At 34.2% G+C, this 20,478-nt stretch carries 13 protein-coding genes; 6 read left to right on the forward strand and 7 right to left on the reverse strand.

Annotation, left to right across the window (positions count from 1 at the left end):
* Window positions 1-41 precede the first annotated feature (41 nt).
* The 3 genes from AB3G39_RS13420 to AB3G39_RS13430 all read right to left on the reverse strand — a co-directional run bounded on the left by AB3G39_RS13420 (window position 42) and on the right by AB3G39_RS13430 (window position 6,016).
* A complete protein-coding gene (locus AB3G39_RS13420) occupies window positions 42-1,595 on the reverse strand; it encodes a RagB/SusD family nutrient uptake outer membrane protein (protein ID WP_369765449.1) in 1,554 nt (517 codons plus the stop codon).
* Between the two features lie 12 nt (window positions 1,596-1,607).
* Window positions 1,608-4,757 (reverse strand): SusC/RagA family TonB-linked outer membrane protein, encoded by a 3,150-nt coding sequence (locus AB3G39_RS13425; RefSeq protein WP_369765450.1) that lies wholly within the window; start codon window positions 4,755-4,757, stop codon window positions 1,608-1,610.
* Between the two features lie 380 nt (window positions 4,758-5,137).
* The gene (locus AB3G39_RS13430; protein ID WP_369765451.1) at window positions 5,138-6,016 is read right to left on the reverse strand and encodes an AraC family transcriptional regulator; all 879 of its coding nucleotides are present in this window, start codon (window positions 6,014-6,016) and stop codon (window positions 5,138-5,140) included.
* Between the two features lie 275 nt (window positions 6,017-6,291).
* On the opposite strand from AB3G39_RS13430, the gene AB3G39_RS13435 reads away from it, so the two are divergent.
* The 6 genes from AB3G39_RS13435 (at window position 6,292) to AB3G39_RS13460 (ending at window position 14,399) form a co-directional block, all read left to right on the forward strand.
* Window positions 6,292-7,443 carry a glycoside hydrolase family 26 protein gene (locus AB3G39_RS13435; RefSeq protein ID WP_369765452.1) on the forward strand — a complete coding sequence of 384 codons (1,152 nt, stop codon included), beginning with the start codon at window positions 6,292-6,294 and terminating at the stop codon, window positions 7,441-7,443.
* 25 nt (window positions 7,444-7,468) lie between these two features.
* Window positions 7,469-8,860 carry an MFS transporter gene (locus tag AB3G39_RS13440; protein ID WP_369765453.1) on the forward strand — a complete coding sequence of 464 codons (1,392 nt, stop codon included), beginning with the start codon at window positions 7,469-7,471 and terminating at the stop codon, window positions 8,858-8,860.
* Window positions 8,861-8,883: 23 nt separating this feature from the next.
* Window positions 8,884-10,080: a glycosidase gene (locus tag AB3G39_RS13445; RefSeq protein WP_367768456.1), complete on the forward strand. Its 1,197-nt coding sequence runs from the start codon at window positions 8,884-8,886 to the stop codon at window positions 10,078-10,080.
* A 2-nt stretch (window positions 10,081-10,082) separates the two neighbouring features.
* Window positions 10,083-11,285, forward strand: coding sequence for an AGE family epimerase/isomerase (locus AB3G39_RS13450; protein WP_369765454.1), 1,203 nt, complete (start codon window positions 10,083-10,085; stop codon window positions 11,283-11,285).
* 173 nt (window positions 11,286-11,458) lie between these two features.
* Window positions 11,459-12,748 (forward strand): cellulase family glycosylhydrolase, encoded by a 1,290-nt coding sequence (locus tag AB3G39_RS13455; RefSeq protein ID WP_367768450.1) that lies wholly within the window; start codon window positions 11,459-11,461, stop codon window positions 12,746-12,748.
* Window positions 12,749-12,839: 91 nt separating this feature from the next.
* Window positions 12,840-14,399: a glycoside hydrolase family 28 protein gene (locus AB3G39_RS13460; RefSeq protein ID WP_369765455.1), complete on the forward strand. Its 1,560-nt coding sequence runs from the start codon at window positions 12,840-12,842 to the stop codon at window positions 14,397-14,399.
* A gap of 57 nt (window positions 14,400-14,456) precedes the next feature.
* Here AB3G39_RS13460 and AB3G39_RS13465 read toward each other — a convergent pair whose 3' ends face one another.
* From AB3G39_RS13465 to AB3G39_RS13480, 4 genes are all read right to left on the reverse strand, one after another.
* Window positions 14,457-15,413: an aldo/keto reductase gene (locus AB3G39_RS13465; protein ID WP_367768444.1), complete on the reverse strand. Its 957-nt coding sequence runs from the start codon at window positions 15,411-15,413 to the stop codon at window positions 14,457-14,459.
* 126 nt (window positions 15,414-15,539) lie between these two features.
* On the reverse strand, window positions 15,540-17,834 hold the full coding sequence (bglX, locus tag AB3G39_RS13470; protein WP_369765456.1) for a beta-glucosidase BglX: 2,295 nt from the start codon (window positions 17,832-17,834) through the stop codon (window positions 15,540-15,542).
* Window positions 17,835-17,994: 160 nt separating this feature from the next.
* The gene (locus AB3G39_RS13475; RefSeq protein WP_369765457.1) at window positions 17,995-19,374 is read right to left on the reverse strand and encodes a sialate O-acetylesterase; all 1,380 of its coding nucleotides are present in this window, start codon (window positions 19,372-19,374) and stop codon (window positions 17,995-17,997) included.
* Window positions 19,364-20,458 carry a GDSL-type esterase/lipase family protein gene (locus AB3G39_RS13480; RefSeq protein ID WP_369765458.1) on the reverse strand — a complete coding sequence of 365 codons (1,095 nt, stop codon included), beginning with the start codon at window positions 20,456-20,458 and terminating at the stop codon, window positions 19,364-19,366. Before AB3G39_RS13480 ends, AB3G39_RS13475 begins: the two co-directional genes overlap by 11 nt.
* Window positions 20,459-20,478: the final 20 nt, after the last annotated feature.

Consider the following 20,478-nt stretch of genomic DNA (forward strand, 5'->3'; position numbering starts at 1 on the left):
ATTACCCTCTTTTAGGAATTTAATCAACTACCAAAAACAAATTAATATCCTGGATTTTGTTCAAGATTTTTATTCACATCAAGTGCATTTTGTGGAATCGGTACTAAATCATGACCTGAAGGAATTGTGATATTAAATCTATCCTTAATGTATTTAATATGATTTCCAGATCTTCTTAATACATACCATAATGAAAACTCTCCTGCTAATTCATGACGGTATTCGTTCAAAATAGCATTATCAAAATCTACAGTAGGCTGAGTTGTAAGACCTGCTCTATTTCTAATTTTCATTAAATACGTCATTGCTTTAGTATCATTACCTAATTTATGGTAACACTCAGCTTGACTTAATAAAACTTCACCATATCTCATTATAATAAGATTTTGCCCACCAAATAGATTAGGGTAACTCCATCCTTTTACTTTTGGATCTCTCCAAGTTTTAACATTATAATAACCCGTTCTTCCACTAGAAGCTGTTTCACCCGGACCGTACCATGGCGCATCAACAGTTCCACAAGTATTCATTCCTCCATAATTTTTAATGATGTTATCGTACTCAGAAATTTTAATTAATGGATCAGGATGTGTTTCTCCAGGTCCAATAACTGTAGCTACTTTTCTAGTATCGCCAGTCTCAAATGAGTCATGTAATCCTTTTGTAGAAGCAGCATATCCACCACCATTTCCTACCTCTGCAGGCATACAAAATGACTGTAAATAAGTAACATTATCATCACGTCCCCATGATAAATCTCCAACAGCATCATTAAATTGAAGCTCAAATAAAGATTCTTTACCGTTTCTATTAATAGTAGCATGAACATCTAGGAAATTTTCCTCTAGTGCCACATGTCCTTCTAAAGCTTCATAAGCCGCAGCCGCTTTATCATATTGTTTCAACCACATATAAGCATTTCCAAGGTAAGCATAGGCAGTCGCTTTTGTAGTTCTCCCTTTGTTTATGGCATCATAAGTCCAAGGCAATTTAGGAATTGCTTCTTCCATATCTTTAGCAATTTGAGTAAAAACCTCATCTTGTGTATTTCTAGGCGCATAATCATCTGCTCCACCAGTTGCTGGTTTAATCACGATAGGCACACCTCCAAAATTTGAAGCCAAAATAGTATACAAAATACCTCTAACTGCTAAACACTCTCCTTGTAATCTATTCCCTAAATCAGTACTCACTTTACCTCCTTCAATTGCAGCAGGTAATTTTTCTAAAGCACTATTAGCTCTTCCAATACCAATATAGTGACTTTCCCAAAGTGCATTGAATGGACCAAAAGTAGATGGTATTTCATATTTTTGAAAGAAGGTATCAGCTCCTACATTTAATAAATCTTGCGATAAAAAGTTAGCTGGATAAAACAACGCCTTCGTATCATACTCAGCGCTTTTTTCTCCTTGAAAAGTATCATAAACTCCTGAAATTGCAGCAGTAGCCGTATTATCATTTGAGAAAACAATATCTCCATCGATCCCATCAGTCTTTTCATCCTTTAGGAAGCTCTCTGAGCAACCAGAAGATATTAGTACTGCAAAACTCACAAAGATTTTTGCTATATAAATTTTATTATTTTTTTTCATTTCTACTTTTTTTTAAAATTGTAAGTTTAAGCCTAATGTAAATGATTTGGCTACAGGGAAAGTTCCAAAATCTATACCTCTTGTTTGAACACCACCAGAAGTCCCATTTTGATCAGAAACTTGACCAATTTCTGGATCCCAACCAGTGTATTTTGTTAAAGTAATTAAGTTTTGACCACTCACATAAACATTCAAGTTAGTCATACCTAAATTCTTAATTATACTATCAGGAAGAGAGTAACCAAATTTTAAATTTCTTAATCTTACATATGATCCGTCTTCTATAAAATGATCAGATGCTCTATTGTTTTGATTAGAATCAACTAAAGTCGCTCTAGCATATTCGTTTGAAGTTCCTTCACCTCTCCAATAGCTATTGAAGTAATCAACACTAATATTAGTGTATCCATTATTAATACCAAATCCACCAAAAGACTCCTGCTCAACACGTGTGTAATTAAGAATTTTATTTCCAAAACTACCATTAACATCAATTCCAACAGTGAAATTTTTATATTTGGCATTAAAGTTTAAACCACCATAAAACTTAGGAATTGGGCTTCCAATAACTGTTTTATCTTCGGCAGTAATTTTACCATCTCCATTTACATCTTTAAATTTCCTATCTCCAGGAGCAGTAGCTGAATTTTGGTAAACACCACCTGCACTTGTATTTAAGGCATCTATTTCTGCTTGAGTTTGAAAAATTCCATCTGTTTTATAACCATAGAAAGCTCCTACATTACCACCTACATAAGATCTAGTAATATCTTGCCAGTTATCAACAAAAGAAGGAGCAAAAGAAGAACTAAACTTCACGAAATCTTCTCCACCAAGACTGGTAATTTCATTGTGAATTGTAGTTATGTTTGCCGAAATATCCCAAGTGAAATCTCCTTTAGTTTTTCTATAACCCAATAAAAATTCAAAACCTCTATTTACAATATTACCAGCATTTACAGGACCTGTTGTAAAACCAGTTTGTGCAGGTATTGTTTGATACAATAAGAAATCTTTAGATTCTTTATTGAAATAATCAACAGTAAAAAAGATTTTACCGTCAAACAATTCACCGTCAATACCTAAATCTGTTTGAATTTGAGTTTCCCATTTTAATTTACTATTAGCCAATCCTGTAGGCGCTAAACCTGGTGACAGTACACCACCAAAAGTATATCCTGCATCATCACCATTTATCCCATTAGCATAAGTAGTCTTGTAAAGAAAAGAACCAATCCCTTTGTAATTTCCTGTTTCTCCATAACTACCTCTCAATTTCAACACATTAAAGATACTTCCATCCATGAAAGACTCTTCATCAATATTCCAACCTGCACCAGCAGAATAAAATGGCGAGTATGGTTTCTCTAAAAATCGATCTCCAACACCATCTCTTCTAGCAGTAATTGTTACGTAATATTTACTATCATAATTATAATTAAATCGAGCAAACTGACTCGCTAATGTACTTGTACGAGTATAAGCATTTGTGTAATCAATTTTACCTGCAGCAGATAAATCTCTAATGTCATTACTTAAAAAACTTGAACCTCTAGTTGATAAAATCTCTGAAGTTCCTCTTTGAGCAGAAACTCCTCCTAATAAATTAATTTTACTTTTACCAAAAGACTTTGTATAATCTAATAAACCTTCGGCAACCCAGTCATTATATAGATTATGAGTAACTGCATAGGTTGCATTTGCTCTGTTATCAGCATTAGCTGAACTACGGAAATAAGACGGTAAAAACTGAGCATAATTCTCACTAATTGTAGTAAAACCATAATTAGCTTTAGCTGTTAACCCAGGAATGATATCGTACTCCAAACCAAAATTAGCTTGAGTTGTATATTTTGCATTATCATTGTCTTGACTTAATCCTTGTGCCAAGATATTAGTACTTGTTGCAAATTGACTTACATCGGTAAAAGAACCATATAATCCATTACTGTAAGGCAAATTTGTCCCTGTAGCATTAGATAAATAAGGCACATTTGTAAACACTTTTGCTAAATTATCATATCCACCTCCAAGCGGAGTGTAAGTTGATTGTTTATTGTATTTAATATTTGCCTTCGCTCTCAATTTATCAGTAATATCAAAATCAGCTTTCAAACCTAAGTTCCATTTTTTACTTGAAGACCCTATAACAATTCCTTCTTCATCAGTAAGTCCTGCAGTCAAAGCAATCTTAGTTTTTTCTCCACCACCTCTAATAGACACATTATGACCTTGTCTCACTGCTGATCTAAAAGCATAATCTTGCCAATCTACATTGGTTAAACTAGAGCCACCATTAGCCCATTCTGGCAATGTTGCAACTCCTTGTGCTGTACCTAAACTATTCGCTAGTGTAGCAAACTGATTTACATTTAACAAATCTACTTTTTTATGTAAGTCACTTGTACTAATCCAGCTATTAACTTCTACAACTGTAGCTCCCTTTTTACCGCTTTTTGTTTGTACAATCACAACACCATTACTCGCTCTTACACCATATAGAGCAGATGCAGAAGCATCTTTCAAAATAGAAATAGATTGAATATCATTTGGATTTAAATAAGAGATATCTTCAGTTGGATACCCATCAACAATATATAATGGTGCAGTACTACCAAAAGAACCCACACCACGAATATTCACAGACATTCCAGATCCTGGTGCACCAGAGTCTTGTGTAATTTGTAAACCTGCCACTTTACCTTGTAAAGCTTGATCTACAGAGGTTACTGGTGTACTATTTAAACTTTCCGAATTTATAATTCCTACCGCTCCAGTTAAATCTTTCTTTTTACTAGACCCATATGCCACTACAACAACTTCTTCTAGTTGCTTTGAATCAGTTTGTAGTGTAACATTAATTTTAGATTTACCATTAACACCTACTTCTTGACTAGCATAACCAAGATAGGAGAATATCAATACATCATTTGGCTTTACGCCGTTTAATTTAAAATTTCCGTCAAAATCAGTAGTTGTACCGTTATTACCCCCTTTTACAGCAACATTAACTCCCGGAACTGGTCCAGAAGCATCCTTAACTATACCCGAAATAGAGGTTTGAGCAAACATAAAACTACTCGTTAATAGTAAAAATAACATCAATGGAAACTTGTGGTAATTTAGTTTCCAATGAATAAAATTTGATAATAATTTTTTCATAATAAATATTTAGTTAGTTAAATTTTAAATTTCTGATACTGGTTTTCAGAAATCGTTTTCATTATTAATAATATGACAATTAATAATCAACAAATTTATAGCAGAAGAAAGTTTATAATTAATAGTATTATATCATTTGATGATAATATTTTTACTTTAAAAGTAAAAACTATATCTATTTATAAAAAATAGTGGTTTTAAATTATACAATACATAATTTAATTATAAAAAAAATACGATAAAAAGAATTAAAATACTATCAACACAAAACAGAAGAATCATTACGAAAGGAGTAACCTAAAAAATATAAAGCACAAAAAAACAAAGGCTTCCAATAGAAAGCCTTCAAAATAATTAAAAAAAATACTGCTTGAGCTGTGCTACAAAATACGCTTTAACCCAGAAAAATCTTCCCTGTACTGACTTGGAGTACATTTTTTAATAGCTTTAAAACTCCTATTAAAATTGGCAATATTATTAAAACCTGATTTAAAAGCAATTTCCGAAATACTAAGATCTTTTTCAACTAACCATCTAGCAGAATATCCTATTCTTATATCATTAATATAATTGACAAATGTTTTACCAGTTCTCTTTTTTATAAAACGGTTAAAAGAAATACTTGACATACTTGCCACATTAGACACTTCGTCCAATGTGATTTTATCAGCAAAATTCTTTTGGACATATTCATATACCAATTTCATTTTATCATAATCTTCAAATGTATCATGATCCACTGTAAATGTAGATAACAACCTCTGATTCCTAGAGTTAGCAAGGTCATATAATATAGAAATTATTTCTAAAAAATAATCCATCCCATCCAGTTTTGGAATCTTAACAAGACGTGATGCTAATTCTTCGGCAATTTTATTTGAAAATAAAATACCATGAATAGACCTATTAAACATATCCTTTATAGGTGTCATAATCCGCCTTGACAATAAAGCTTCATCAAATAAATCATTATGAAATTGAATAGTAATTTCATGAATTTGTTTATTTTTGCACTTATTCAATTCCCAACCATGATATAAATTAGGACCTATTAATACGAGTTCAATATCATCAATTTCTTCAATATTGTCCCCTACCACTCTCTTTACTCCTTTTCCATTTTGTATAAAATTGATCTCAAATTCAGGATGATAGTGTACCGGAAAATCAAAACTATCCTTTACTCTATCAAACACTAAAAAACTATCACCTGATGAAAGTGGCGGTATTTCTCTATAAAAATTTTTAAGATTACTCATATCTTCATTTTTATTTGCAATAATATGATATATAATTGATAAAATAATATTAATTAATAGCAAGTCATCGAATTACCTTTGAAAAGTACAATTATTAATATTTTAAAAACTTATCCAATATTAAATACGAATCATTTTTAATACTCACTATTTTTATATTTTTGATAATTACATTCCTAAAACGGTTTCATTAAAAAAGTACTGCATTTATATTTTTAAAAAAATATTGAACATAGAGTACCATTTTAATATTACCTCAATTAACCATAATAAATATGAAAAAGACATTTGTCGCACTTTTAACCCTTTTATACATTGGAACTTCCTGTACTTCTAAAATCTCTTTAATTGATACTAAATCATCTATCTCTGATAAAAAATCGACACCTGAAACACTAATTTTGTACCAAAAATTAACCAAACTTACAGCAAAAGGGATACTTTTTGGCCATCAGGATGATTTAGCTTATGGAGTAAACTGGAAATATGAGGCGGGAAGAAGTGATGTAAAAGAACTCACTGGTGACTATCCCGCGGTTTATGGATATGATCTTGCTGGACTCGAGAAAAAATCTGCTACGAACATTGATGGTGTTCCATTTGATAAAATGAGACAATACATAAAAGAAGCCAATTCAAGAGGCGGAGTTGTAACACTTAGCTGGCATTTCTATAATCCATTGACAGGTAAAAATGCTTGGGACACCGCTCCTAAATCATTGGCCTCAGCCTTACCTGGTGGAAAAGAACACGATAAATATAAATCTTGGTTAGATGAAGGAGCTAAATTCATTTTGTCATTAAAAGATAAAAATGGAAAACCGATTCCCATCCTTTATCGTCCGTTTCATGAGTTGACAGGAACTTGGTTTTGGTGGTGCAAAAACAATGGAAGCCCTAAAGAATTTAAAACCTTATGGAAATTCACAATTGATTATTTACAAAAAAAGGGAGTTCACAATTTAATCTATGTATATAACACAGCCGATTTTAATACCAAAGAAGAGTTTCTCGAATACTATCCAGGATCTGATTATGCTGATGTTCTAAGCTTTGACAAATACCAATATAGCGATCCAACTAAAGACAATTCATTTGTTGAAAATTGCCAAAAACAATTTAAAATCATGAATGAAGTAGCCAAAGAGCAAAATAAAATCATGGCCTTTGCTGAAACTGGTTATGAGGCTATTCCTTATGATAAATGGTGGACCAATACCCTCGTGAAAGCTATTGGTGATTATAAAATTTCCTATGTATTAGTTTGGAGAAACCACGGATGGCAAGAAAAAGAACAAAAAATGCATTATTACGCTCCATATAAAGGACAACTAAGTGCAAAAGATTTTCTAGAGTTTTATAAGCTGGACAACATTTTATTCGAAAAAGAAGCGGCCAAAGAAAACTTAGATAAAACAATTAATTAACCTTTAGACATACAAAACCAATAAAATGCACAATAAAATAAGTATAAAAGAAAAAGTGGGTTACGGCCTAGGAGATGCTGCCTCCTCCATGTTTTGGAAAATATTCAGTATGTATCTTATGTTTTTCTACACCGATGTTTTCGGATTGGCTCCTGCAGTTGTAGGAACTATGTTTTTAATTACTAGAATATGGGATTCTTGTTTTGATCCTTTAGTGGGTATAATCGCCGATCGAACAAAAACACGTTGGGGAAAATTCAGACCTTATCTTTTATGGACCGCAATTCCATTTGCAATAATTGGAATCTTAACTTTTTACACTCCTAATTTTGATGAAAAAGGAAAAATAATCTATGCCTATTTCACTTATTCTCTAATGATGATGGTGTATTCTATAATCAATGTTCCATATGCATCGCTTCTTGGAGTAATGTCTTCAGATAGAAAAGAGCGTACCACTCTTTCATCTTACCGTATGGTTTTTGCTTTTGGAGGAAGTTTATTGGCTCTTTGGTTGATTGAACCATTAGTGAATCATTTTGGTGGAAACATGAATTCAAAAACAGGGTGGTTGTATACCATAATCGTTTTTGGTGTTATCACTACCCTATTTTTCTGGGGTTGTTTTTTTCTAACCAAAGAAAGAGTGCAACCCATTTCAGATGAAAAAACAGATTTAAAAGAAGACTTAAAAGATCTTTGGAAAAACAAACCATGGTGGATTCTTCTAGGAGCAGGAATTGGAGCTTTAGTATTCAACTCAATTCGCGACGGTGCAGCAGTTTATTATTTTAAATATTATGTAAGCAATACCGTAAGTTATAGTTTTAACCTCTTTGGAGAAACATTTTCCATGACTCCTACTTCTTTATACTTAGTTTTAGGACAAGCTGCTAATATTATAGGAGTGATTGCCGCCACTCCTATTGCAAACAAAATTGGTAAAAAAAACACCTTTTTTGGAGCGATGACCTTAGCCGCAATTTTAAGCGTTGTTTTCTATTTTTTTGGAAAAGAAGATGTTTTACTAATTATGGTTTTCCAAATATTAATAAGTATTTGTGCGGGTTGCATCTTTCCTTTAATCTGGTCGATGTATGCTGACAGTGCTGATTACTCTGAATGGAAACAAGGTCGTAGAGCAACAGGATTAGTATTCTCTGCTTCTTCTATGTCACAAAAATTTGGTTGGACAATTGGTGGGGCTGCAACAGGATGGTTACTTGCATTTTATGGTTTTCAAGCTAATATTGAACAAACAGCCTTGACACAAAACGGAATCCAACTCATGCTAAGTATTCTTCCTGCTATTGCCGCAGCAATCTCAGTACTCTTTATTCTATTTTATCCATTGAATGAAGAAAAACTACAAATCATAGAACAAGAACTTGATAACAAACGAAATTTAAATAAATAATACCTGAATTAGAACTCTAAATTATGAATACAAAAAATATGATCACTGATTTCCAAAATAGAAAAACTGATATTCAAAACGAATTTCAAATTTTAATAGCACAAAAAAACGAACCTAAAAACACTGTTGGAAACGGTATCTTCACACGTTACAAAAATCCAATTATAACAGCTAGTCACGCTCCTATTGAGTGGAGATTTGATTTAAATCCAGCTACTAATCCATTATTATTAGAACGCATTGGGGTAAATGCAACTTTGAATTCTGGTGCCATTAAATGGAATAATAAATATATTCTTGCTGTTCGTGTAGAAGGTTTTGATCGTAAATCATTTATTGCTATTGCTGAAAGTCCAAATGGTGTTGATAATTTCGAATTTTGGGAGAAACCATGTGTATTGCCTCAAATCGAAGGGAATCCTGACACTAATGTGTACGATATGCGTTTAGTAAACCACGAAGACGGATGGATTTATGGTATATTTTGTACCGAAAGAAAAGATCCAAATGCTCCAAAAGGAGATACTAGTTCTGCTATTGCAAATGCAGGAATCGTACGAACCAAAGATTTAATAACTTGGGAACGTTTGCCTGATTTAATTTCGAATACAGGTCAACAAAGAAATGTAGTATTTCATCCTGAATTTGTAAACGGAAAATATGCAGTTTATACGCGTCCACAAGACGGATTTATTGACATAGGAAATGGTGGTGGTGTAGGATTAGGTTATATCGATGACATTACAAATCCAGTGGTGCAAAACGAGACTATCATTTACGGAAAGCAATATCATACGGTTTACGAACTTAAAAACGGTTTAGGTCCAGCACCAATTAAAACTACAAAAGGTTGGTTGCATTTAGCACATGGTGTAAGAAATACCGCTGCAGGATTGCGATATACTTTGTACATGTTTATGACAGCTTTAGATGATATTTCAAAAGTAACCCACAAACCTGCTGGACATTTTATGGGGCCAGAAGGAATTGAAAGAGTGGGTGATGTATCTAATGTCTTGTTCTCTAATGGATGGATTGAGGATGAAGATGGAACTGTTTTTATCTATTACGCTTCATCAGATACGAGAATGCATGTAGCGGTTTCATCTGTTGAAAAACTAGTAGATTACGTAACCAATACTCCTGAAGACACCTTTACATCAGCAGGATCAGTGCATACAATTATTGAATTAGTAAATAAAAATAAAGCAATTTCATAAACGTGTCCTTACAATTAAAAAAATTAAAATTTGAACTAACAGCAGAACTCGATTCTATTTTAGGATATTGGTCGGCGTTTTCATTGGATACAGTTAATAATGGTTTTGTAGGCCAAATTGATGCCAACGAGGTAATTTATACCGAAGCAGAAAAAGGTTCGGTATTGAATGCTCGCATTCTTTGGACGTTCTCAGCAGCTTACAAACAAACAAAATACGAAGAGCACAAAAAAATTGCCAAACGTGCTTTTGACTATATCGCTGATCATTTTTATGATACGGAATTTGGCGGTATTTTTTGGAGTTTACATGCTGATGGAACACCAAAAGATACCAAAAACCAAATTTATGCGATCGCATTTGTAATCTATGGATTGACGGAATATTATGCTATTTCCAAAGAAGAAAAAGCATTAGAACTCGCTATTCATTTGTACCAAAAAATTCAAGAGCACAGTTACGATCCAATAAACAAAGGGTATCTAGAAGCTTTTACACGCCATTGGCAAAACATTGACGATTTGCGCTTGAGTGATAAAGACGCTAACGAAAAGAAAACAATGAATACGCATTTGCATATTGTGGAAGCATATGCCAATTTGTATACCGTTTGGAAAGAGGAAACCTTACTTAATGACATTGTTGAATTGCTCGAGGTAATTGATGCTCATTTTATTAATGAAGAAACAGGTCATTTAAAACTATTTTTTGATGAAAACTGGATCGAAAACCCAGATGTAATATCCTATGGACACGACATAGAAGCTGCATGGCTTTTATTACAATGTGCAGAAATTTCTGGAAATGAAAAATTAATAGCACGTTATAAAAAACACGCTATTCAACTTACGGATGTCACCAATGAAGGAATTGATGAAGATGGTGGTTTATGGTATGAATTGGATCCCGAAAGAAATGAATTAATTGCCGAAAAACACTGGTGGCCTCAAGCAGAATTGATGATTGGTTTTTTTAATGCCTATGAATTAACTGGAGATAAAAGCTATTTAGATGTAGTCTTAAAGAATTGGGAATTTATAAAGAAATACCTTCTTGATACAGAAAACGGGGAATGGCACTGGGGTGTAAATGCCGATTATTCTTTAATAGAAAAAGACAAAGCCGGTTTTTGGAAATGTCCCTATCATAATGGTCGGGCCTGTATTGAAGTCATTAACCGAATTAAAAAAATCGAGAATACATAGATAGAACCATTTTGAGTCTAATCACTCCTTTATCAGAAAGACAAATGGACAAGATAATCGTTCCGTTATAACAATAGCCCTAGCCCAGATAGTAGTGGAAATCCTTTTATTTTTTTCTTTAAAAAATAAAAGATTGCAACGTATAGCTGGAAATAGCTCCTAAATAAAAAAATATGAAGAATTTAGTTTCAAAAATAATGCTGCTCGCTATTTGTGTTTCGGCAACTGTTTGTTCGGCACAAAAACAAGCGCCAATAACCGTAAAAGGGACGCAATTTTACAAAGGTGATAAACCGTATTCGTATGTTGGCACCAATTATTGGTATGGCAGTTTACTGGGTTCCAAAAAAGTGGGTGATCGTAAACGATTGCTTCGCGAACTGGATTTAATGAAAAAAAACGGAATAGACAATCTTCGAATTTTAGTAGGAGCTGATGGCGGAACGTATGATTATACCGTTAGTCCGGCTTTGCAATACGAACAAGGAAAATACAATGCCGATTTATTGGATGGCTTGGATTTCTTGATTGCAGAAATGGGAAAACGCAACATGTATGCGGTTTTATATTTGAATAACAACTGGGAATGGTCAGGCGGTATGTCACAATATTTAGAATGGAATGGCTACGGAAAAATTCCAAATCCGAACATTAAACCCAACACTTGGCCTCAATTTATGGATTATATAAAGCAATACCACAGTTGTGAACCGTGTATGGTGGCTTTTGAGAATCATATCAAGTATATTTTGGGACGAACAAATGCCTATAATAATAAAAAATATACCCAGGACAATGCGATTATGGCTTGGCAAGTAGGTAATGAACCTCGTGTACAAAGTATTGAAAATGAAGGAAAATTTACAATTTGGCTGAATAAAACTGTTGATTTGATTGACCGTTTAGACCCCAACCATTTGATTTCGACAGGTTCTGAAGGAAAAGCAGGCTCGAATGATGATTTGGCTACTTTTGAGCGTACCCATAACAATCCAAAAATTGACTATTTGACGATGCATATTTGGCCGAAAAACTGGGGTTGGTTCAAAGCTGATGATGCGAAAACTACTTTACCAGTTGCGATTGAAAAAGCCACACAATATATTAATGACCATATTGCGGTGGCAAAAAAATTAGGAAAACCTATTGTAATTGAAGAATTTGGATTACCAAGAGCCAATGAAAGTCTATTGCCAAATTCCTACGTAGTGGATAGAAATACATTTTACAAAGCTTTCTTCGAAAGATTACTGAAAAGTCACAACAATAATGAGGCATTACAAGGGATTAATTTCTGGGGCTTTGGTGGCGAAGGAAAAGCCGTTAACGCTACAGGAAAATGGAATATCGGAGACACTTTTACTGCAGATCCTCCACAAGAACCACAAGGTTTGAATACTGTTTTTTCTTCGGATAAATTGACATTGGAATTGGTAAAAATGTACAATTTGAAATTGAAATAACTTTTTAATTCTATATGTAAAGAAGTACTGCAGTGTACTATTACAACTTTTGAGTTGCAACTAAATCCGTTACTTTTTAAAATTAAATCAAATGAAAAAAATTATCATATTACTATTCATCAGCTTTGCATTTTCAACCAATGCACAAACTTTTGATATTACAAAGTACGGAGCAATTGGCGATGCCAAAACTATAAATACCAAAGCTATCCAAAATACAATCGACACTTGTTTTAAAAACGGTGGAGGAACCGTTTATGTGCCTGCAGGTATTTTTATGATGGGAACGGTAAACTTAAAAAGCAATGTAAATCTGCATCTTGAAAGCGGTGCAATTTTAAGAGGAAATGCTGACATTAATGATTATCTTCCTGTAAGCGGAGTGCATTACGGCATGTTTTTTACTGAGAATTCAGAAAATATTACGATTTCTGGAAGTGGAAATATTGATGCAAATGGCGGTGTATTTTTTGATGCAACTAAAGCTAAAAAAATTGAATGGGGCGGCGTTACTGGCACTCGCCAGAAAGAAAATTTCAGAAAAGTGGTGGATGGCAGTATTGGTGACGGGCCAATTGTACCAAAAGAAAGACCTTATCAAACCATCATTTTCAGTAATTGCAAAAGAGTCACTATAAAAGATGTTTTCATAACACAATCTACTTTCTGGACTATTTTGATAGCCGATTGCGACAGTGTTTTAATTGACGGAATACGTCTTTGGACCAATATGCTGGCGCCAAATGCAGATGGAATTGATATTACTTCAGGAAAAAATATCACGATTAGTAATTGTGATGTTCGCACAGGAGACGATGCAATTATTGTTGTGGGGTATGCTTCGCATTTTGAAGTTCCCGGTTTTAAAGATTTACGTCATTCTTCAGAAAATATTAATATCATAAATTGTAATCTTCAATCTGCTTCAAGTGCTATTAGAATAGGTTATTTCGATCATAATTCGGTTCGAAATATCAATATTTCCAATTGTAATATTACGAATTCAACTAGAGGAATTGGGATATTTCTGAGAGATCAAGGTTCCTTAGAAAACATAAATGTATCGAATGTAAATATAGAAACCAAGCTTAGAACTGGCGATTGGTGGGGAAATGGAGAACCAATTCATATTTCGGCAGTTCGCGGAAAAGTAAAAGTAGCTGGTACAGAAACAGAAAAATTAGGCATAATCAAAAACGTGACTTTTAGCAACGTAAACTGTAAAGCCGAAAACGGAATTTTAGTATATGGTTCTGAAGAAAGCCGACTTCAAAACATCAATTTCAAAAATGTAACTTTTGATTTTGTAGACAGCAAACTAAACGATGTAGCTGGCGGAAATATCGATTTAAGAGGATGTCTGGATGAAAAACAACAGCTTTTTCAACGTGACATTCCGGGAATTTACGGACAATATGTTGACAACTTAACTATTGAAGACTTCAAATTAACTTGGACAGGTACCAGAATGCCTTACTTTACCAATGGTATCGAAATTAATAATTTCAACGATGTACGTATTGCAAATTTTAAAGGATCCGCATCTCCAATAAACAAAATGGCTGTTCCTGTTTTGCTTGAAAATGGTACAAATGCCGACTTAGTTTTAGATAAAAAAATTATTGCAAAAAAGATTAACGTAAAAAATTAACCTTTTAAAATTACATTAAATAAAGAGACGCAATTGTGCGTCTCTTTTTTATATATATTATCCCAAAATACTTTCAATCTCAGCTAATTCTGCTGCGGAGAAATCCAAATTCTGCAAACTGTCTATATTATTATTTAATTGTCCCACAGAACTCGCGCCAATCAAAACAGAAGTGATTCTATTGTCTTTTAACAACCAAGCCAAAGCCATTTGTGCCAAAGATTGATTTCGTTCTTTCGCTATTTCATTCAACGTTATTATCTTTTGAACTTTAGCTTCAGATACTTCTTCTGATTGCAAATGTCCATTAGGATTAAAAGCCCTTGAATTTTCAGGAATCCCTTTTAGATACTTATCGGTAAGTAATCCTTGTGCCAATGGTGAGAAAGCAATACAACCAACTCCTTTTTCTTCTAGAACGTCCAGCAACCCTTCCTCACAGGTGCGCACAAACATCGAATATTTTTCTTGGTGAATTAAACAAGGTGTTCCTAATTGTTTCAGAATTTCAGTTGCTTGTTTCGTTTGCTCCGCTGGATAATTAGAAATTCCTGCATACAAAGCTTTTCCGCTTCGTACTGCATAATCTAATGCCATCATAGTCTCTTCAAGTGGTGTATTTGGATCAAAACGATGTGAATAAAAGATATCTACATAATCGAGGTTCATTCGCTTTAAACTTTGATTCAAACTTGATATTAAGTATTTCCTTGAACCCCATTCTCCATAAGGACCTTCCCACATTTTGTATCCTGCCTTTGTAGCAATCACCATTTCGTCACGTAAATTTCCTTGGAAATTATTCTTTAAAATTCTACCAAAATTAGTTTCTGCAGAACCCGGTATTGGTCCGTAATTGTTGGCTAAATCAAAATGAGTTATTCCTTTATCAAAAGCTTCTTTGACAATATTTTCTCCGTTTTCAAAAATATCTACTGAACCGAAGTTATGCCATAATCCTAAAGAAATCTGTGGCAGTAATAAACCACTTTTTCCGCATCTATTGTATTCCATTGTATTAATTTAAAGATTTGATTTTCAATTTTATAATTCGTAAAATTCGCATTCATATGTTTATAATACAAATAAACCCGACCTGTTTTTTAAGCTGTCGGGTTTATTAATAGTATTTTAAAAATTTTATTTTATTTCAAAAGCACTTTCCAACCCTTTGTCTGAGCTTCCTCCTACCATGATTTTAAAAGTTCCTGGTTCTACCAGATAATTACCATCATTATCAAAGAAACCCAATTCTTTATCAGTCAATGGTAAGGTTACCGTTTTAGTTTCCCCTTTTTTCAAGTCCACTAATTCAAATCCTTTCAATTCTTTTACCGGTCTCGCTAAACTAGCAACATCATCATGAATGTATAATTGCACGACTTCTTTACCATCATAATCCCCTGTATTAGTAACATCTACAGATACTTTTACTTCTTCTCCTAAAGCAATAGCAGTTTTATCTAATTTTAAGTTTTTATACTCAAAAGTAGTATAACTTAATCCGAAACCAAAAGGGAACTGTGGCGTTTTCTCTACATCAGTATAATGAGACCAAAACACATTTCCTTCTCCATTAGTAGGTCTTCCTGTACTGTAATTGTTATAATAAATAGGGCATTGCCCTACGTTTCTTGGAAACGACATCGGTAATTTACCACTTGGGTTATAATCTCCGTACAAAACTTGCGCTACGGCATTTCCGGTTTGGGTTCCCAGATGCCAAGCTTCTACAATTGCTGGAATATGTGCTGCTGCCCAAGGCAAAGCTAAAGGTCTACCATTATTTAAAACCAAAACAATATTGGGATTTACTTTATATATTTCCTCTAATAATTCTTGTTGTAAACCCGGCAAATCAAGATTCGTTCTACTACGTCCTTCCCCCGATTGAAAACCATGTTCTCCCAACACCATTACTACCACATCGGCAGTAGCTGCTGCTTTTTTGGCCGCATCAAATCCACTTTTATCAGTTGTATTAAAAACCAATTCATCTACAAAAGCTGTTTTCCCAACCGTCAAATCCGCTCCTTTTTCAAAAGTCAATTGATTCCCTTTGTATTGTTGCATTCCTTCCAAAACGGAAACTGCGGTATTATCATCTGAAGCAATTCTCCAACTTCCCAATGGGCTGTTTTTATCATTTGCCAAAGCACCGATTAAAGCAATTTTTTGTCCTGATTTTGGTAACGGAAGTAGGTTATTTTCATTCTTCAACAAGACAATGGATTTCTTTGCCATGTCGAGAACACCATCATTATTAGCCTTGCTTCCTATAGTTTCTTTCTCGCGTTTTTCGTCACAATATTTATACGGATCATCAAACAATCCCAACTCAAATTTCACTCTGAGAATTCTTCGAACCGCATCATCAACTAAAACTTCTTGTACCTTACCAGCTCTTACCAAATTAGCCAATTCAACCACATACATATACGATTCCATATCCATATCTGATCCCGCATTTACCGCCTTCTCGGTTGCTTCAGCACCATCTTTGGCAAAACCATGAACTATCATTTCTTTTACCGATGCCCAATCTGAAACTACAAAACCATCAAAATTCCATTTCCCTTTCAGGATGTCTCTTTGCAAAAAACTGTTTCCCGTTGCAGGAATTCCATTCAGGATATTAAAGGAGTTCATAAACGTACGAACTCCCGCTTCTGTAGCCGCATGAAACGGAGGCAAAACTTCATTATACAATCTTGAATTACTAATATCTACTGTATTGTATTCCTTCCCTGCTTCGGCAAAACCATAAGCCGCAAAATGCTTGGCACAAGCCGCAATTGTGTTTACTCTTAACAAATCAGCTCTAGTATCGCCTTGAAAACCGATAACTCTAGCAATCGCTATTTTACTTCCTAAATAGGCATCTTCACCCGCTCCTTCCATTACGCGCCCCCAACGCGCATCATGAGATACATCTACATTTGGTCCAAAAGTCCAGTTGATTCCCACTGCCGATGCTTCGGCTGCAGCCACCTGAGCCGATTTTTTTATCGCTTCCATATCCCAACTCGCTGCTTCAGCAAGCGGAATTGGACTCAAGGTTTTATACCCGTGAATTACATCAAAGCCTATGATTAACGGAATCCCTAAACGCGTTTCTTCCACAGCAATTTTTTGCACTGCTTTTACTTCCTTCACTCCACGAACGGATAACATAGATCCAACTAACCCAGCGCGCAAATGCTTGTATTTTAGTTCTGCATTCCCTCCTGTTGGAGCCGGTCCTGTTACTTCCCAAAAACCGTTGTATTGATTCATTTGCCCTACTTTTTCCTCCAGTGTCATTTGTTTCATTAACAAATTAATACGTTCCTCAGTAGGTTTTGTATTATCTAAATAAGATTTTTTCTGTGCATTCATAGTTCCAATAGTAATCAGGGCAAAAATCCCCGTTGTAATTATTCTTTTAGTATTCATAGTTTGTTTTGGTTTTCTTTTTTGGGCGTGACCCTTCGTAAAAACTTCGGGTCGGGCTATTCGGCTTTATCTCTCCGCTGCGCTACGAGGATATCACCTACTATCCCTCACGCAGCATCTGCGTAATTAAGCTGCGTTTTTTTGTCAATAATCACTTCCATTATTCACTCAAAAATGACGAAGCAGGCAAATTGGCTTTATTAAATAAGTTCGATTGTGCAATATTTGTCCATGCAAAACGAACTTTTACAGGATGCGGTACTATATTTGATTTTAGAATAACCGTATTGTTTTTTATGCTAGCCTCTGCAGTATAAAACACATTATCCGCACCTGCAATCTCAAATTGATTTGATTTTTTATTTGTAAAATGCAATCCTTCAGCATAATCAAAAGCAACAATAACTTTATTCTTTTCTATTTTAATGTCTTTATATAGTGGTCCGTTTACCAAATCCGTATTGGTTTTATAGGTTTTCACTAAGGCTAAATTCGCCAATCGAGTTCCTACCGACTTCTTGTCTTTTGGGTGTATGTCTTCAATTGTTGAAATATCTGTTGTTAATACCATTCCTGTATTAGGAACTTCTTGTAACACTTTGCGTTGCGCATTTCTAATTTCAACTCCGCCAAAATGATCTTCTCCGTATTGATAAGGTGCAATTTGAACATAATAAAAAGGAAACTCGTAATTCCATAACTTTCTCCAAGAAGTAATCAAAGCCGAAAAGGTTTTATCATAAACCGTCGAACCCACATTTGATTCGCCTTGATACCAAATCACACCTGCAATTTTGAATCCAGCCAAAGGATAAATCATAGCATTAAAAGCGCGTCCCGGTTGGTTTGGCCCATAGGTTTCTTCTTTTCTAGTTTTAGCACTTTCAAGTAAAACGGCATCTTTTTGAATGACTTCTTCCGGTGTCCAAATCTCCGCTGGCGTACCTCCCCAGTTAGACGAAATCAAACCTATTGGCACATTTTTTAAATCTTCTTGTAAGCGTTTGGCAAAGAAATAACCTGTAGCGCTAAAATTTTTCATGGTCTCTGGCGTACATTCCGTCCAATTACCAGACACATTATTTTGTGGTGCAGTAGCTGTCAATTTAGGTATCGAAAAAAATCGAATATTGGGATTCATTGCCTTTTTTACTGCTTCATCACCATTCTCAATTCCCCAAGCTGCTGACATCTCCATATTGGATTGTCCAGAGCAAATCCAAACTTCGCCTATCAAAATATTCTTCAATACAATCTCATTGTATCCTTTTATGGAAATAGTATAAGGTCCACCTTCTTTTGGAGTAGGTATTTTAATTTCCCATTTTGCTTGATTTGAAGCTTTAACTTTATACACCTCATTATTCCAACTTGGACTGATAACTACTTCTTCCTGTGGATTCGCCCAACCCCAAATGGCAACTTCGGTATGGCGTTGCAACACCATATTATCCGAAAACAAATTGGGTAGCGTGACATTTGCAAAAGCAGAAGAAGAAAGCGTTAGAAAAAGTATAAAAGCAATTAAATTATTTTTCATCTAGTATTTTTTTTAAAAATGGAGTCAATTGGCTTGCCATGATTTTGTCATCGGCAATATCAGGATGTGAACCACAACCGTTTGGTTGCATCGATTGAAATTCAAATAAAGCAATGGTTTTATGTTCTGCATCATTTTCAAAAGCTTGAATTACTTTTTTCAAACAACGTACTAATACTACATTTCTATCTCCAGAAACCATAGGGCTGTTCAACAATACAATTCTAGTATTAGGTGTATGTTGATATACCGTTTTGATAAAAGCGATATAATTTGAAACGTATTTATCTTCACTAAATGGTAACCTTTCTTTTTTACCATCACCATCTGAGAGGTCATTTGTTCCCAAACAAATACTCACTAAATCAGGCTGGAAAGCAAAATCATAAGGCTTTGAAGTATTGGTATCCAAATTCAAATTTTCATATACATCAGGAATATTAGGCTCCTCTTTATGATCGTCATTCCAGTTGCGATACATCCCATACCCAGAAACAGAACTCAATACATAATCTACATTTAAACTACGAGCAACTATAGCTCCATAGGCCCAATATCCATTATGCTGATCAAACCAACCTCCCGTCCCACAAGGAATTTCGGCCGTGTCATTTCCAAATCCAGAGGTAATAGAATCACCTATATATTCAATTTTATTTCGGTTTGGCGTGGTGCTTTTTATCAATTTTGCAGTAGTTCCTATGAACATAACCCCACCTGTTGAAGCTTCGGTTGCTTTATAAATGGCAAGGTGGTGTGTTTTTTTATTGGTAGTAACTTTTACAGGAAATGTCTGAGCTATCCCTTTTTCGATTCGAACTCGGCCTATATAATTCCCATCCAATTCTAAGGCAATAAAACTATGTTGGTCTGTTACATTTTGTAAAAATATTTTACATGTCTTTCCAACAAAATCAAAGGAAACAGATGAAGCTGCACTAATCAAGATTACTTTATTATTGTCTTGTAATTCGACTCTCCCTGAATAGTGATAAAAACTAGATTTTTCTTTGACATTCTGAGCCATAGAAAAAATAGAAACTGATAAGAATAAAATTAAAAATCTATATTTTTTCAAAATCATAATTTATGGGTTAAATAAAA

Origin of the sequence: Flavobacterium sp. WC2416, assembly GCF_041200095.1 — a bacterium.
Classification (GTDB): domain Bacteria; phylum Bacteroidota; class Bacteroidia; order Flavobacteriales; family Flavobacteriaceae; genus Flavobacterium.